The organism is Rhodococcus sp. MurmanLake-1, assembly GCF_056945715.1.
Genome location: NZ_JBWZNF010000002.1, coordinates 395999 through 412477 on the forward strand (window position 1 = coordinate 395999; position 16479 = coordinate 412477).

Annotated in this window: 12 protein-coding genes; 6 read left to right on the plus strand and 6 right to left on the minus strand. The window is 61.8% G+C overall.

All coding sequences use genetic code 11. From position 1 onward, the window contains the following. Positions 1-19: 19 nt before the first annotated feature. Positions 20-1021 (minus strand): helix-turn-helix domain-containing protein, encoded by a 1002-nt coding sequence (locus AC2ETI_RS08260; protein WP_483633846.1) that lies wholly within the window; start codon positions 1019-1021, stop codon positions 20-22. 364 nt (positions 1022-1385) lie between these two features. Between AC2ETI_RS08260 and AC2ETI_RS08265 the strand changes: the two genes are divergently transcribed. Continuing rightward, on the plus strand, positions 1386-3905 hold the full coding sequence (locus AC2ETI_RS08265; protein WP_483633773.1) for a helix-turn-helix transcriptional regulator: 2520 nt from the start codon (positions 1386-1388) through the stop codon (positions 3903-3905). Positions 3906-3911: 6 nt separating this feature from the next. Here AC2ETI_RS08265 and AC2ETI_RS08270 read toward each other — a convergent pair whose 3' ends face one another. Next, positions 3912-4667 carry a MerR family transcriptional regulator gene (locus tag AC2ETI_RS08270; RefSeq protein ID WP_019745027.1) on the minus strand — a complete coding sequence of 252 codons (756 nt, stop codon included), beginning with the start codon at positions 4665-4667 and terminating at the stop codon, positions 3912-3914. A gap of 321 nt (positions 4668-4988) precedes the next feature. Here AC2ETI_RS08270 and AC2ETI_RS08275 point away from each other — a divergent pair, with 321 nt between their 5' ends. Continuing rightward, positions 4989-8444: an indolepyruvate ferredoxin oxidoreductase family protein gene (locus AC2ETI_RS08275; protein ID WP_483633774.1), complete on the plus strand. Its 3456-nt coding sequence runs from the start codon at positions 4989-4991 to the stop codon at positions 8442-8444. 94 nt (positions 8445-8538) lie between these two features. On the opposite strand, the gene AC2ETI_RS08280 is transcribed toward AC2ETI_RS08275, so the two are convergent. From AC2ETI_RS08280 to AC2ETI_RS08290, 3 genes are all read right to left on the minus strand, one after another. Further along, positions 8539-9198: an LppP/LprE family lipoprotein gene (locus AC2ETI_RS08280; protein WP_483633775.1), complete on the minus strand. Its 660-nt coding sequence runs from the start codon at positions 9196-9198 to the stop codon at positions 8539-8541. 97 nt (positions 9199-9295) lie between these two features. Then, complete coding sequence (locus tag AC2ETI_RS08285) at positions 9296-10960, minus strand: amidohydrolase (RefSeq protein WP_133726969.1); 1665 nt, start codon at positions 10958-10960, stop codon at positions 9296-9298. 16 nt (positions 10961-10976) lie between these two features. Continuing rightward, the gene (locus AC2ETI_RS08290; protein WP_019745023.1) at positions 10977-12227 is read right to left on the minus strand and encodes an MFS transporter; all 1251 of its coding nucleotides are present in this window, start codon (positions 12225-12227) and stop codon (positions 10977-10979) included. A 216-nt stretch (positions 12228-12443) separates the two neighbouring features. Here AC2ETI_RS08290 and AC2ETI_RS08295 point away from each other — a divergent pair, with 216 nt between their 5' ends. After that, the gene (locus AC2ETI_RS08295; protein ID WP_019745022.1) at positions 12444-13073 is read left to right on the plus strand and encodes a TMEM175 family protein; all 630 of its coding nucleotides are present in this window, start codon (positions 12444-12446) and stop codon (positions 13071-13073) included. Here AC2ETI_RS08295 and AC2ETI_RS08300 read toward each other — a convergent pair. Continuing rightward, positions 13070-13654 carry a CGNR zinc finger domain-containing protein gene (locus AC2ETI_RS08300; protein WP_153211744.1) on the minus strand — a complete coding sequence of 195 codons (585 nt, stop codon included), beginning with the start codon at positions 13652-13654 and terminating at the stop codon, positions 13070-13072. The two genes, AC2ETI_RS08295 and AC2ETI_RS08300, sit on opposite strands and share 4 nt — an antisense overlap. A 102-nt stretch (positions 13655-13756) precedes the next feature. Between AC2ETI_RS08300 and AC2ETI_RS08305 the strand changes: the two genes are divergently transcribed. Genes AC2ETI_RS08305 through AC2ETI_RS08315 form a run of 3 tightly spaced genes read left to right on the plus strand, consistent with a single transcriptional unit; the run spans position 13757 to position 16383 of the window. Further along, positions 13757-14659, plus strand: a complete 903-nt coding sequence (locus tag AC2ETI_RS08305; protein ID WP_113683321.1) for an NAD(P)-dependent oxidoreductase — start codon at positions 13757-13759, stop codon at positions 14657-14659. Beyond that, complete coding sequence (locus AC2ETI_RS08310; protein ID WP_322742110.1) at positions 14656-15855, plus strand: MFS transporter; 1200 nt, start codon at positions 14656-14658, stop codon at positions 15853-15855. The genes AC2ETI_RS08305 and AC2ETI_RS08310 overlap by 4 nt, the downstream gene beginning before the upstream one ends. A gap of 12 nt (positions 15856-15867) precedes the next feature. Further along, positions 15868-16383 (plus strand): Rv2253 family sensor-like surface protein, encoded by a 516-nt coding sequence (locus AC2ETI_RS08315; RefSeq protein ID WP_019745018.1) that lies wholly within the window; start codon positions 15868-15870, stop codon positions 16381-16383. The last annotated feature ends 96 nt before the right edge of the window (positions 16384-16479 follow it).

The following is a 16479-nucleotide window of genomic DNA, read 5'->3' on the forward strand; positions in this document are numbered from 1 at the left end:
GCTGTGGAGTATTTCGGATTCAGGGGCTGAAGAACTCGAGTCGACGGTGCAGCCGTGCGATCGACGGGTCCCCGATCGTGCGCCTGCCATCGGTACGAGCTTGGCTCGGAGTCATCCCGTAGAAGTCTTTGAACGCGCGCGCCAATTGGGATTTCGAGGTGAAGCCACATCGCAGGGCCAACGCGTCGGTCGTTTCGTTCGACATCTCGGCTCTGGTCAACTCGCGGTAGACGAGTTCGAGGCGCTTGCGCCGTATGACAAGAGCAATTCCGCCGTCGGATGCGAATGCGCGGTAGAGCTGTGCTCGGGAGACCGACAATGCTGCGCACATGCTCGTCGGGCCGAGCCAGGTCTCCGAGAGATGCTCGGCGATGTAGGCGTACGCACGATCGCGGAGAGAGTGATCGGGCCGCGGCGACAGATCAGGTTCGGCGATACCCAAACTGACACGCAGGAGGGAAGCGACGACGTCCTCGTAGCCGGCCGCAGCATCGGGATCGAGATGCGGTAGCGCGAGTACGACCGATTGCATGCACTGAGCGAGCACGACGGCAGGAACTCCGCGCAGTACCGTCCCGTGTAGAGATCGACCCTTCGACTCCGCTTCGACGAGGGAGCGCGGCGCCAGGAATGTGATGGTGCGTCCGGTCGCCTCGGTTTCGACGTCAGCAGTCCAGGTTCGCCCGAGGTCGAAGAACGCGATGTCCCCAGGGCGGGCGACAAAATCCACTCCGTCGGCGTCACCACTGACCTGTCCGCCGAGAACGACCTGGATCATGTACTGATCGTCGAGTCCGCTCTCGGCGATCACAACTTTGCTGCGGTTGTACTTCTGCGCGTTGAAGGTCGTTTCACCGATCAGCGAGGTCCCGATAGGCAGGGCGGAGATCGAGCCTTGGAGGGGCGCGTCGGCGGCTATCGGCTCGGTGACGAAGAACGGACGCGTGACGACACGCCAGAACTCGTTGGCGTCCGCAGGGTCCACCGATCGAGTCGACACGCGAATGCGGGCGGAATTCATCGGCACGCGGGCATGATATGTCAGATCCCGCAGGTCGCAGTCACTCTCCCGCAAATAAACGTCAATAGTGACCGGGCCCACATAATGAGACAAATCGGACGTATTTGTGAGACGGCCAGTGCTCGCGTGTCGCGGTGATTCTGTCTATGTTGTTCGTTATGGGTGGACAGGTTGGGAGTTCGATGCTCGAACGAAATCTCGAGTTCGGCGGGGATCGACTGCTCGTTTGTCGGCCATCATGACATCCACTTCGAATCGGTCGCAGCTATCTCGAGCAAAGCGAAATCCTCGAGGAAGGGGCACGCTGCAAAGACGGCTCGCCGGGCGTGGAGCCACGGCGATTCGTCCTCGTCTGCTCGGGTTGATGGAACGCTCGGCGGGATTGACGGTCATCGATTCGCCGCGTGGGTTCGGGAAGACGGACCTCGCCGCGTTGTGGCTCACGACTCTCGGGCACATGCCCATCAGACCAGTTGTCTGGGTGCCGGCGCCATCGAATCGGATGACCTCCCTCGAGTACTGGAACACTGCGCTCGCAGTGATTCAAGATTCTCTGGAATCACTCGAGGCCCCGCCACGAATGCGCGAGGATCCGGTGGGGGCAATCGAATCACTTCTCGACTCGTCGCCCACTCCATTCGTGTTGGTGTTCAACCGCATCGACCTGGTTGAGGGTGACGAGGTGGGACGCCGAATCGTGGATCTGATCGTGCGGCTTCCCGGATTGAAAGTAATCGTCACGCTGCAGGATCGGTCTGCGACGGACTTACTCGAGGACGTCCGCGTGGACGAGTACCTGTGCGCGAACGACCTCAGGTACACGCTCGACGAGTCCACAGTTCTGTTCGCGGAGGCAGGGATCCACCTTCCCTCGGGCATCGTCCATTCGATCTGCGAGCGTGTTGCCGGCGTTCCTGTGCTGATGAAGGTTGCTCTGAGTGCGGTTGCGGGGCTGAGTGAACCGAGTCGTGGGCGCGAACGCGTTCAGCAGCGAGTGGACCAGGCGATCCACGCGTACGTCAGTCGGACCGCTCCTCGATCGGGCAAGTCGCTCGAGTTGTTCGACTTCGCGACTACGATCGCCGCCGCCCGCACCGTCACACCAGAGATCGCTCGTGTCTTGTCCGACGATCTTGACGTGGAGGGCAAACTGGACTTGCTCGAGTCTTTCGGTCTGATCTTTCGGGACGGTCCCGAGGGAGAAGCATCCTGGTACTTTGCGCCGTCAGTTCGACTGGCATTCATGCAGATACGGACCGAACAAGGGGATGGATTCGACGATCCCTTCCAGGTTCTCGTCGATCACGCTCTCGGGACTTCGGATATAGCCGGTGCCGTTCACTACGCCTTGGACGGACGCCATTGGACCAGGGTGCTCGACATACTCGAGCGTCACTGGGCCGATCTTCTGGTCGATCACACCGGATTGGTCCGGACTGCGTTGCAATCCATACCCGGCGACGTACTCAGTTCGAACTCTTCGATTCTGGTGGGCCGTGACCTGCTCGAATCACGCCTACGGCCGCAGTTGGTCAACGGCGATTCGTTGCCGACGGAACCGGCGGAATTGCGTGCGATAGGTGGTAGTTCGCATGCGCACAGCTTGTTGAACGTCGGGACGGTCCAATCGGTTGTGCTGAGAACATCCGGTAAGTACCAACGCTCTACCGAGATCACGCGCAAGTTGGCTCACGTCGTGTACGGACTCGGTGACGAGTCGTTGGGCGCGTTGGGGTCTCAACTGCCCGCCCTGCGCCTGATCTGGGGTGTTTCGCATCAACTGACCGGTGACCTCGGTGATGCCGCGGTGGAATTGCGACTCGCCTATCAGGGTGCGATGGAACACGGTCCGGAGTTCGTCCTGCGGCACGCCGCTGGCAATGCCGCGCTCAACTCCGCGCTGATCGGGGACGTCGCGCACGCGACAGACTGGCTTCACCTCGAAAGCACACACCCGGACGTTTCGGGATGGTTGGGACCGCCCTCGCACATGGGGGGAGCGATCGCGCGGGCACTGGTGGCGTGCGATCGCGTGGACCTGAATGCCGGCGCTGCCGCGATGGACGCGCTCGCCGAGATCACACCGCCGGGCGACCTGTGGGCGTTCGCGGCCTACACTTACTCCAGATTCGCACTGCTGCAATCGGATCCGTTCTCAGGGCTGATTTCGCTCCAGCGTGCAGTGGCAACGCACGGGCACGTGAATCCGTGTGAACGATCACTCGGTGACGCACTTCTCGCCGCGGCGCGTATCGATCTTCTGTTGGCGTCCGGGGAGGGTACCAAGGCGCTGGAGGAATCAGTCGCTGCGCCGCATACGTTTGCTGTTGTCACGGTTTCTGTCGCTCGTGCGCATCTCCTGACGGGGGCTCCGTCACAGGCATTGGAATTGTGTCGCGAAATCGACTGGAGCGAGCAGTATCTCACGAGGTTTCGGCTCGAGTCCCTGCTGATCGAATGCGCTGCGCTGTGCGAACTGGGGAGAATCCCCGCTGCCGCCAGTCCGTGGGAGGAGGCTCGCGGACTGCTCGAAACCTCAGGTGTCCTGTCGGCGCTGGCGACCATACCGCGTGATCTGATCAGGCAACTGGAAGAGCGGGCCGAGGGCCCGAGCAGTGCCGTCGCAACCTTTCTCGAATCCGAAGTGCCGCAGATGTATCCGGCGGCTATCGTTCAAGTCCAATTGACGAAGCGGGAGATGGACGTTCTCGTGGAACTGGGTCTCGGCATTCCGATCGGCGAGATAGCGCGAAAGTTGTTCGTATCCAACAACACATTGAAGAGTCACCTGCGAGCCCTGTATCGCAAACTCGGTGCGCATTCCCGCGAAGAGGCCGTCGCGGCAGCGCACCGACACAACCTCCTCGGCAGTGGGCAGGACTGATCGACGTCAGTGCAAATTGCGCTCGGAGTAGATCTTCATCGCGTCACGGACCAGCGAAGCGGTGCCTTCTCCGTACTTGTCGTAGTTTGCAGTGAAGCGGGGATCGTCGACGTACATCTGGCCGAGTCCGGTGAAGGCGTCGGCGCTGGGAGTCCTTCCCTGCCAACCGATTTTTATCCACTCGAACTGTCTCTGGGTAATCGTCTGGACGTCGTCGCTTTCCGCGGGTAGGCCCGCTGTCAGTGCTTTTCCGAATGCCGCTGCGATGTCAGCTTGAGCTTGCAGATGTGCTTTCCGGTCCTGCTCGGACATCGACCGCCACCAGTTGTCGCCGCTGGTATAGGCGTCCTTGCCCCAACGCTCGATGACCTCGTCCTTGTATCGGGTGTGGTCGAACCCGTCGAAGACATCTTCCGGCATGAGTGATTCACCTTTCTTCGTCTTGTTCAACGTCCTGTTGACCGATTCGATCTGTCTCGAGATCCGCGTGCGCTCTTGCTCGAGGAGTTCGAGGTGCGTACGCAGCGCGGCGGCCGTGTCGCGTTCACCGGTGAGGACTTCGGCGATGGCCGGCAATCCGAGTCCGAGTTCCCGAAGCAGCAGGATGCGTTGCAGTCGCACCAGGGCGTCTTCGTCGTAGAAGCGGTAGCCGTTGGCGCCGATGCGGCTTGGTTCCAGGAGTCCGAGATCGCCGTAATGGCGCAGCGTTCTGCTGGTGGTACCGGCGGATTTGGCGAGTTCTTGGATGGACCATTCGCTCACGTGGAGTTCCTACTCTCGGATCGGTTGTGCTCATTCAGCATGCAAGTTGACGTTGCGTCAATGTCAAGAAAGTTCTCGGTGTGCATTGTCGGGAACGTTTTATGTCCGTTTCGCCGTATCGCCACGAACGGGTCTCCAACTGATTGATTCGATGACCTAGGTCACGTGATTTGGCTCACAAATTGCCAATTTGAATAGTTGAACAAGCCTCTGTTGACGCTTTCACATACCTCGACCACGATCATCTGAACAGATCGAGTTACGCGGTTGTTGAAAATGCACGGTAGTTGAAATGCACTGCAGACGGAACGGTGGTCCACGATGACTGAACTGGTGTCGGGCGTAGCCCAGGCCAAGCCCTATGACCTCGATGATCGGTACCGGTCGGGATCGGGACCGGTGTTGCTGACCGGTGTTCAGGCAATCGCACGCGGTTTCGTCGAGCAGCACGTTCGCGACATCCGGGCGGGTAAGCGTATTGCCACTTTTGTCTCCGGTTACCAGGGCAGCCCCCTCGGCGGCGTCGACAAGATGCTCCACGGCATGCCCAAGGTTCTCGCGGAACACGACATCACCTTCATCCCCGGCTTCAACGAGGAGCTCGCTGCCACCGCGGTATGGGGAAGCCAGACGGATCTCCCGGCCGGAACCGCGACCCACGACGGCGTGACCGGCGTCTGGTACGGCAAGGGCCCCGGCGTCGACCGCGCTACCGACACCATTCGCCACGCCAACATGTACGGCGTGAACCCCAAGGGCGGCGTCGTCCTGCTGGTGGGCGACGACCCGGCGTCGAAGTCCTCCACGGTTCCGGCCGTCAGCGAGCGCTCGCTTGCCGCGATGGGTGTGCCGGTTCTCTTTCCGCGCAATGCCGAAGAGATCATCACGATGGGTATGCACGCCGTTGCACTCTCGCGGGTGTCCGGTTGCGTCGTAGCGCTGAAGATCGTCGCCGACGTCGCCGACGGTGCCTGGACGATCGACGGCAGCATCGCGGACTTCGACATCGTGGTTCCGGAAGTGCAGTTCGAGGGCAAGCCCTTCGTCTACAAGCAGCGTCAGATGGCTGCGCCGCCGGACAGTGTCATCGCCGAGGCCGATCTGTACGGCCCGCGATGGGATCTTGTTCACGCGTACGGAACTGCCAACAACCTCGATGTGATCGAGGTCAACCCCTCCGGTGCGAAGATCGGTATCGCCGCCACCGGTACAACTTTCGACTCCGTCCGCCAAGCTCTGGCAGACCTCGGCGTCGATGATGCGGCGCTGCACCGCGCCGGGATCCGTCTCCTTCGCATCGGAATGTGCTACCCCGTCGTTGGCGAGAAGATCAAGGAGTTCGCCGAAGGTCTCGAGCAGATCGTCGTGGTCGAGGACAAGACCGCGTTCATCGAAGCTCAGATCCGGGAAGTCCTGTACGGCACCGACGATGCTCCTCGCATCATCGGCAAGCGTGACGGCCAGGGCCGTCTGCTCATGCCTGCCAGTGGTGAACTGACCGCAGGCCGGCTGCTCGCCCCGCTGCGGCGCGTACTGAAGCCGCACGTCGAGCTCAAGCGCACCCTCCCGGCACCGCTGTCGCTGAGCGTGCTCTCCGCCAAGCGAACCGCGTACTTCTGCAGTGGGTGCCCCCACAACCGTTCCACCGCTATCCCCGAGGGCTCCATCGGCGGCGGCGGAATCGGTTGCCACACACTCGTCACCATGTCCGGCCGTGAGGACAGCGCTGTCACCGGCCTGACGCAGATGGGCGGCGAGGGCAGCCAGTGGATCGGGCAGGCACCGTTCACCGACGTGCCTCACCTGTTCCAGAACATCGGCGACGGCACCTTCTTCCACTCCGGTCAGTTGGCTGTCCAGGCATGCATCGCCGCAGGCGTGAACATCACCTACAAGTTGCTCTACAACGAAGTAGTGGCGATGACCGGTGCACAGGACGCAGAAGGTGCCCTCTCCGTTGCTCAACTCAGCCACAAGCTGACCACCGAGGGCGTCAAGCAGATCATCATCTGCGCCGACGAGCCTTCGCGCCACAACAAGCGCGCCCTGGCCAAGGGCACCAAGCTCTGGCACCGCGATCGCCTCGACGAGGCTCAGAAGGAGCTTCGCGAGATCAAGGGCGTCACCGTACTGATCTACGACCAGCACTGTGCGGCCGACGCTCGTCGCCAGCGCAAGCGTGGCACGCTGCCCACTCGCAACACTCGCGTCGTCATCAACGAGGCAGTGTGCGAGGGCTGCGGTGACTGCGGTGTGAAGTCGAACTGCCTCTCGGTCCAGCCCGTGGACACCGAGTACGGTCGCAAGACGAAGATCGACCAGACGTCCTGCAACACGGACTACACCTGCATGGACGGCGATTGCCCTTCGTTCGTGACCGTCGAACTGGTGCCCGGCAAGAAGGCTCCCAAGGCCGCACGTCCCGTCCCGCCCGTCGTCGCAGATCCCGATTTCGGACCGCTCACCAGCACGCAGAACGTGTTCCTCGCGGGCATCGGCGGCACCGGTATCGTGACCGTCAACCAGGTGCTCGCAACGGCGGCACTGCGCGCCGGCCTCGAGGTGGAGAGCCTTGACCAGATCGGCCTGAGCCAGAAGGCCGGACCGGTTGTCTCGCACCTGCGTTTCAGCTCCAGCGCGCTCGAGCCGTCCAACCGCCTCACCCCGGGCAGCGCGGATTGCATCGTCGCCTTCGACCTGCTGACCGCGACGGACAACAAGAACCTCGACTACGGCAACGCCGAGAAGACGGTCTCCATCGCATCGACGTCGCAGACGCCGACCGGAGACATGGTCTACGACAAGGCTGTTCGCTACCCCGAGGAGACGTCACTCCTCGCCCGTCTCGACAAGGTGTCGCGCACCCTGCGCTCGTTCGACGCACTCGCCGCGGCACAGGAGTTGTTCGGTAACACCGCAGCCGCCAACTTCCTGCTGATCGGTGCTGCCTACCAGAGCGGTGGACTTCGTCTGCCGGCCGAGGCCATCGAAGAAGCGATCGGCATCAACGGCGTTGCCGTGGAAGCGAACATCGCGGCATTCCGTTGGGGCCGTGCAGCAATTGCCGACACTGCAGCGTTCTCGGCCGTCACCACGCCGGCCAAGTCCGTCCGCGAACCCGTCGTCGCACCGGCTCACATGTTCGCCGGAACCACCTTCACCGGTGAAACCCTGCGACTGGTCGAACTGCGTGCGGCACAGCTCATCGAGTTCCAGTCCGTCAAGATCGCCCAGCGCTACATCGATCAGGTTCAGGCAGTCTGGACTGCTGAACGTGCCGCAACCGAGCGGACCGATTTCAGTGAAGCGGTCGCCCGCGGCCTGTTCAAGTTCACCGCGTACAAGGACGAGTACGAAGTTGCTCGCATGCTGGTCGATCCTGCCTTCATCGAAGACGTCAAGTCGCAGGTGCCGGCCGGGGAGAACCTGACCTACAAGCTCCACCCCCCGATCCTCCGAGTGATGGGCCGCAAGAAGAAGATCGGCCTCGGGCCCAAGTCGCATGTTGCACTGAAGGTTCTGGCCAAGGGCAAGAAGCTGCGCGGTACCAAGCTCGATCCCTTCGGCTACATGCACGTCCGCAAGGTCGAGCGTGAACTGCTCGCCGAGTACGAGGCCATGATCGCTGATCTCTCTCGTACGCTCGCAACCGACGGATACGATCGCGCCGTCGAGATCGCGGCACTGCCGGACGTGGTTCGCGGCTACGAGGACATCAAGCTCGGCAACATCGAGCTGTACAAGACTCGCCTGCGCGAACTCGGTGTAGGTGAGTAGGAGCGTCGGCGAGTAGATCGAAGAAGACTGTGCCCCAGCGACCGTTGTCGCTGGGGCACAGTTGTATTCAGAGCTGTATCGGACGGAAACGGGTTCAGGAGGGCGGGAACTGGCCGTCGGCGACCACAGCGCTGCCGTTCCACGTGAAATTCACGATATTCGGTCCGCCTTGAGGGCAGCAGAATGCGTCGTCGTCGAGCAACCATCGGTATTGGACGGACACCGAATTCTTGTTGCTGTCGATGACGTGTGTGTACGAGTACGGCTTGCTGGTAGCCGTGCCCAGGTAAGTCCCGTCGTGGAAGAACAGGACGTGTGACTGATACGTCGCATCGCCCACGCCGTCACCGTCGACCGAAACCCAGAGCAGGTCAGGACAATTACCGATCTGCTCCTCGCTCGCGGATCTCGGTATCCAGCTGCCGCCGTTGACGTCGGTTCCCAAGGTACTGATTGCGTCCGTGACAACCGGGGAGTCGACGTCGAGACAGGGACCTGAAGCCGGGACTGCAGGCGTCGTCGCCGGCACGGATTCGCTTGCTGGGGTGCCCGATTGCGGCGGGGGAGAACTCGTTACCGTCGTCCCGGATTCGTTTGCCGTCGAGGTCGCCGACGCCGTTGAGCTTGACGCTGCTGAACTCGCCGCCGCCTCGGGTGTTCCTTCGGTCGACCCGCAACCGGCGACCATCAGGGCAGTGGCCGTCACCAGTGCCGAGACAGCGACGGCGGCCGAAATCGGAGCTTTCCTGCGCATGCGTCCTCCAGAGAGTGTGGGTTCACGTGTTCAAGTCCCTCCCTCGTTCTGTCGCCGGGCCGCATGCGTGCGTTATCGAACAACTGATAACGATCAGCTATCGGGCTTCGGTGTTGACGGCTTCGGCGTTTGTGGCGCGAGCGGAGTCGTATCGCACGGATCCGGCAACCACGGTCATCGCGATTTCCGTGGTCAGGAGAGAATCGACCCCTTCGGTGAACGGATCTTGTTTCAGTACGACAAAATCGGCTGCTTTTCCCCGAACCAGTTGGCCGGTCACATCTTCCCACCGGCACGAGTAGGCAGCGTCGCGGGTTGCGTGAGCCAGCGCGTCCGCGAGGGGGAGTGCGTACCCCGGCAGGTTGGGTGCCAGTGACGGATCGATTGCGGATCGACGGGTGGTGGCGATGAACATGTTCGGCAGCGGCGGGTGGGGCGCCGTCGGAGCGTCCGAACCCAACGCCAGAACCGCTCCGGCCTCGGTGAATTCGGGCCAGGGGTACGCGCGATTCACCCGGTAGTCGCCGAGCATCGCCTGCCAGTTCTCTTGGATAGCAGGGTCAGCGTGAACCGGTTGCATCGAGGCGATGATTCCCAGGCGGGCAAGCCTTTCGACGTTGTCCCGGGTGATGGACTCCAAGTGTTCCATTCGGTGCCTGCGGGGAATGTCTCCGTTGGCGGCGATCGCGTACTCGAGTGCCGTCAATCCGATCTCCGACGCCTCGTCGCCGATCGCGTGCATCGCGATCTGCAGGCCTGCGGCGTCAGCGGCTGTCACGACGGGGATCAAGGACTCGAGATCCCAGATGGGCTCGGCGTTGGTGCCGTCAGAGTACGGCTCTTTCATTGCGGCAGTGCAGCTGTCGATCACACCGTCGATGATGATCTTGATTCCGGCGATACGGAGCCACGGACCTTGGACGCGCTCGTGGAGTTCGATCACGTCGTGAACTTGTCGGACGTTGTCAGCCTCGTTGTCCTCGCGGGTCATCAGCCAGTGAGCCGCGACGCGCAGCGGCAATGTGCCGTCTCCTGCATCCAATGCTCTTTCCAGCGAAGCTAATTCGTCCGCGCCGAGAGCCATGTCGACCGCGCCGGTCACGCCGTCCTCGAGATAGTGGCGGAACGCGAGCGCGAGGGCGGCGTCCCGGTCCTCGTCGGATGCGAGTTCCGCCAGTTTCGGCCAGACGTAGAGCATCATGGCGGTCTCGTACAGCATTCCGGTGGCTTCTCCGGTGTCCGGATCCCGGCCGATACGACCGCCGATCGGATCGGGCGTGTCCGCGTCGATGCCGAGTTCTCGCAGTGCTGCAGTGTTCACCCAGACCGAATGTACGTCGTTGGCGTCGAGGTACACCGGGCGATCGGGCACGACGGCGTCGATCATCTCTCGCGTCGGGTGCCCTCCATCCAGCGCGGAGAACAACCAACTGCGACCCAGCAGGCGTGGTGCGTCCGGGTTCGATTCCGCGAATTGCTTGATGCTGGACTGAATGTCGGCGAGATCGGTGGCATCACGCAGATCCAACTTCTGCAGCGCGAATCCCATCATGACCAAATGTGTATGGGCGTCGACGAAACCGGGTAGCACGACGGCGCCTTGGAGATCGATCACCTCGGCGTCGGGAGCCAGGATATCGGCATAGACGGTTTCGCCCACGAATCTGAGCTTGTGGTTCTCGACGACTATCGATTCGGCCCATCCGTCGTCGGCAGCCGTGAAGATCTTTCCGTTGCGGTAGTGAGTGATGCTGTCATTCATGACTTCTACGTGATCCTTACGCGATGACGGTAGTAGTGATGGCGGCGCTGTGGTGACGATACGCACCCTCGGTACGTGCGGAGAGTCGGGAAACCAAGGCGAACGGGACTAATAGAACGAAGCTGATCCCGGAGATGATGACTCCGAAGGTCGGATACCCGAGGCTGGCCGTCACCGAAGTGCCGAACAGCGGCGCGAACGCGGAGCCGATGAGGTAGGTGCCCAGTAGTGGGGCCGACCATCGGCCGGCGGCGTCGAGCGCGGCCGAGATGGCAACCAAGACGATGAACGTGGCCGCGTAGACAGTGTTCCAGGCGATGACCAGTACCAGGTAGATCGTGGGATCGGTGGTGAGGCTGGCAGACAGCTTCAGGATTGCCCCGAGTATCAGTAGCACGGAGATCGATACTGTCCGACTGACCCGAGAACCCAACGCGGTCAAAGTAACAGCCGCGAGCACGCCACCCGCCGTTGATGCGCTCAGCGCGAGACTCATTTGTTGATCCGAGAGTCCGGCGTGCTCGGAACCCATGATGCCGAGTACTGCCCACAGTGAGTCTTCGCTGATCGCCCAGACTGCAAGCATCGCGAGAAATGCGGTTCCGGCAAAAGTGAGTCGTTTCGCGCTTACCCCGGCGGGGAGAGTGGTGGTCGTCTTGGCGGACTTCGCCGTCTCCGGCGACTCTTTCACCGGGGATGACGGCAACCAGGTGACCGTTGCTGCGGTAGCCAGTGCCAGGACTGCGACGATGCCGAATGCGTTGGTCATGTGTGTGCCGAGGATGGGTATGAGAGCGAGGACGGCTGTGACGACGACACGGTTCACGAGGCCGCTGATGCTTGACGCCCGGTCCGGGTTCGTGAGCGCGGCCAGTGCCGCTCCACCAACGGATGCAGATCCACCAGCGCCGATGCCGCCGACGATGATCGCGGTACACGCGATCATCGTGGACGGTGCGATGGCCGCAACGCCGAATGCGGCTGCCATTGCCATCAGGCTGACGCGGCCGAGGAGATGACGATGCCGACCCGATGCGATACGAGTGGTGGCGAGGCAGGTGAACGCGCAGACCAGCAGCGATGCGGTCAGGACGGCACCGGCGGCGGATTCGGTGACACCGAGGTCCTCGACCATTGCCACGATCATCAGGGGGATGAGGTTCGCGGTGATGAATCCCATGACACCGATGCTGAAGACGGCAATACCGCGGTTGGCGGTGAGTGGAACCCGGTCGGACTGCGTAATCGCAGAAGCGTTGATTGGCACTAGGGCAACCCCATGTCCTGAAGGGGGTGGCGGAACCGACCCCTGATGGCGTGATGCGAGTCACTTAATGAATGTGATTCGTTAAGTATGGGGATGGGCCCTGCCTCGGTCAAGGGGTATAACGAATTTGATTCGTTAATTGTATGTTTCGGGATACCGCCTCCCGCAAAGTGGCGTCGCCGGTCTGTTTCTTGTTGTGAGGCTTATGCTTCCGCAATGGCTGAGATTGCGGAACGCACCCGCTACTTCGAGCGCTACGTCACTTTCGTCGACGCGATTGTCGCCATTGCGATCACGCTGCTCGTCCTGCCGCTGGTCGAACTCACCAGTGACCACCACGGCACCACGTCGGAACTCCTGCGCGATCACGCTGCGCAGTTCTATTCGTTCGCCCTGAGCTTTCTGGTGATCTTCCGTCTCTGGTGGTCGCAGCATCGGCTGCTTCGTTTCGTGGTCGACGGAGACAAGGTGGTTGTGCGCGGGCTGGGGTTGTGGGTGATGACCATCGTGTTCTTGCCGTTCCCGACTGCGCTCGTTGCAGCGCCGTCGCAGGATCTCGGAACCAGGGCTCTCTACATCGGGACAATGGCAGCCAGTGCTGCGTGCCTGGCGGTGGTCGCGTGGGGTCTGGTTCGCAACCCTTCGTTGAGCGAAGAGAATGCGAAGCCGCATTTCACCGCTGAAATCGTCACTTTCCTGATCATGGTGGTGGCGCTGCTCGTCAGTGTGCTCGTTCCGGTGACGTCGTACTTCCCGCTGTTTCTTCTCCTGCTGTCGACGCCGATCGAGAAGCTGTGGAACCGAGTGGCGGCGAAATGGAGTCGCGGTGAAGGTGAGATGAGCTAGTCGGCGCGAGCGGTCATCGCGGATTTCTTGGCTTTGTTTCCGCAGATGTTCATGGAGCACCAGCGTCGGTTGTTGCCGCGGCTGGTGTCGACGTAGAGGCCGGTGCACCCGTCGCCCTGGCAGGCTTTGACGCGGTCGTGGTCGGGTCCACCGAGCACCGCGATCGCGTCGGCAGCCACTATCGACAAAGCGTCGCGGATCGGATTGTCTCCGGCTGATTTCCAGAGGGCCCGGCCACTCTCGAGGACGAGGTGGGCATCACCGAGTTCGGATGCGGTGTTGACGATCCCGACATCGGCGCGTGAGGCGCGGCGGTCCTCGCATACGGCGGTTCCGATGCGATGAATGGCCTCACGTAAATCCTGCGCGCCGCGGAGGTCGTCGTCTGTCGCGGTTGCTGGGGTGTCCATCAGATCGTTGGCGCGTAACCATAATTCGAGTCGCTGCGGGCTCGTGAGTCGTTCGAACCTCGAGCCGTTCCGATTGGTGAGGGTGGCGGTGAAGCGGAAGGCGAGCGTGTCGTTGTCGAGTCGAAACACGTCCCGAGCGGATTGATCAGCTCCTGCTTCGTTCACTTTCATCCTCCTTTGTAGCGAACCATCTCAACCGGTTCGACAGCAACTGTACCTGTGTGAGAGTGTTGAACCGTCTTAGATGGTTCAACATTTTCGAGAGGGAAATCCATGACTTCTGTTTCCGTGGTCGGTTTGGGTGCGATGGGTCGTCCCATCGCTCGAAATCTGATGGGTGCAGGCTTCGACGTGACGGTGTGGAATCGCAGCCCTGAAGCGGTAGCCGAATTGGTCGCGGAAGGGGCGACCGGCGCGAAAACCGTTGCCGAGGCATTCCAGTCCGGTGTTGTGCTGTCGATGTTGGCGGATGATTCGGCCGTGTCTGCGGCCATTCTGGATCCCGCCGTACTCGCATCCGTTCCGACTGGAACCGTGCACGTCAACATGGCCACCGTCAGCGTCGGCCTTGCCAAGCGCGCCGCAGCACTGCACGCCGAGTACGGCATCGGGTACATCGCGGCGCCGGTATTCGGACGCGTTTCTGTTGCTCAGGCTGGCCAGTTGAACATCATCGCCGGCGGCGACAGTTCCCTCCTCGAGCGAGTGCAACCCTTCCTCGACGTCATCGGGGCTCGTACGTGGCCACAAGGTGAGCGTCCGGAGCAGGCCAACATCGTCAAGATCATCGGTAACTACCTCATCCTCGCCGCGATTCAATCCTTGGGTGAGGCAATCACATTGGGGGAGAGGTCAGGTGTGGACGGAAGCCAACTCGTAGAACTGCTGACCTCGACGATCTTCCCGGGGCCGGTCTACTCGAGCTACGGGAACCTCGTCGCGACGCGTCAGTACGAGCCTGCAGGATTCACCACCGCTCTGGGCCTCAAGGATTTGAGGCTTGCGCTCGACGCCGCCGACAGCGTCGATCTGGATTTGCCGTTCGGCGGCGTACTTCGAGGCGTGCTCGCTCAGGCTCTGGCGAACGGTCAGGGCGAGATGGACTGGGCGTCGATTGCAGAACTGGTCCGTTCCGGCCAGGCGGGTGAAGGCAGTCCCGAAACACCGACGAGGTGAGCGCGAACTCGGACGGGACTGCGACTTCGGCACTGGCGGAGACCGATTCCGTCCGGACGCTACCGCTGGCCGGGTTGTCGGCACTCGCACTGGCAGGTTTCATAGCAATCACAACCGAAACCATGCCGGCCGGACTACTGGTGCAGATCGGGTCAGGACTGTCCGTATCTGTCTCCGGCGCCGGGCAATTGGTCACTGCATACGCGTTGGGCTCCGTCGTCGGGGCGGTACCACTGATCGCATTGACCCGAGGACTGCGACGGCGTGCTGTCCTGGTGTCGGCGACTGTTGGATTCGGTGTCTTCAATCTGGTGACAGCGCTGTCGTCGAATCTTGTTCTCACCTTGGGTGTTCGGTTTCTGGCGGGCATGGCAGCAGGTGTGGTGTGGGGGTTGCTTGCTGGGTACGCACGCAGGATGGCGCCCCCTCGTCTGCAGGGGCGGGCCGTTGCGGTTGCCTCCGTCGGACAGCCGATCGCGCTGGCAATCGGCGTTCCGATGGGTGCATTGCTCGGGACCCTGGCCGATTGGCGCGTAGTCTTCGCCGTAATGTCGGTTGCTGCGCTACTTCTGGTCGTGTGGATACTCACGGTGATGCCGGACTTTCCCGGGCAACAAGCGGATCGGCAGCTGTTGGTGCGGAAAGTCCTGGTCCTGCCGGGCGTACGACCGATTCTGTTTGTCGCGTTCTTGTGGATCTTCGCGCACAACATCGTGTACACGTATCTGGCGGCGTTTCTGGATCGCATCGGTTTCGGCGATCGGTTGGGAATCGTTTTGTTCGTGTTCGGACTTTTCGCCTTCGTGGGCATCGGTGTGGTCGGGGTGTTTGTCGACCGGGCCCTTCGAAGTCTCACCGTGCTGAGCTTGGTGGTCTTTGCCGCAGCTTTGACGGCGTTGGGCGTCGGCGGTGACAGCTTCGCAGTGATCGCACTCAGCGTTGCGGTATGGGGCGTGGCATTCGGAGGCGCTCCCACTCTCCTTCAGACTGCGCTCGCCGACACGACGGGCGACGCTGTGGACACTGCGCAATCGGTTTTCGTGACGATCTTCAATGCGGCGATCGCAGCGGGCGGCGTCGTGGGCGGGCTGATCTTGGCGGACAGGGGTGCGGGAGCGTTGCCGTTGGTTTCGCTGGTGCTGATCGTCGTCGGTGTTCTTGTGGTCAGTATCCGACAATTCGGACATAGCTTGTGATTCACTTCACGCATGCGAAAGTCATTGCTTGTGGTTGCTCTCGTTGCTACGTGGTTTGTCGCCGGAGCGATGCCCGCGGGGGCTGCGGATGCGAACTGGTCCGGTGATTACTCGCTCAAGCGTTTCGCCGCGACCAAGACGGGCACAAGTCTGGCCGCCAGCCAGTGGGAGCCGGATTTCTCCGATACATACACGTTCGAGACGGATTGCTCGAGCGGAGTCTGTATCGCCACAGTGGTCGGCGGTCCGGCTCCCGCCAATCCGACGTTGCCGCAGCCTGCGCGATACACCTGGGACGGAACCAGTTGGGTGCACCCCTATGACTGGGAGTGGGATTGCTACCAGGGGGAAGGCGTGCCCAAGGTGTGGGCACCGGCGCACTCCGAGGCGTATTACACACCTCAGCCCGATGGCAGTCTGAAAGGTTCGTGGCGTACCGACATCGCGAGTGGTCCCTGCGAGGGATCGGTGATCATGCACGTCGAGGCGTACCCGGTCGGTCGATCTACCGGATCCTTCGGTAGTTGAGAACGATCTGTGGCCCGAAGGTGTTGAAACAAATCTGAGCCCGCGGGAATTGATCGAGCCCCATGCACGTTAATTGAGTCAGTAACGCTCAACTTT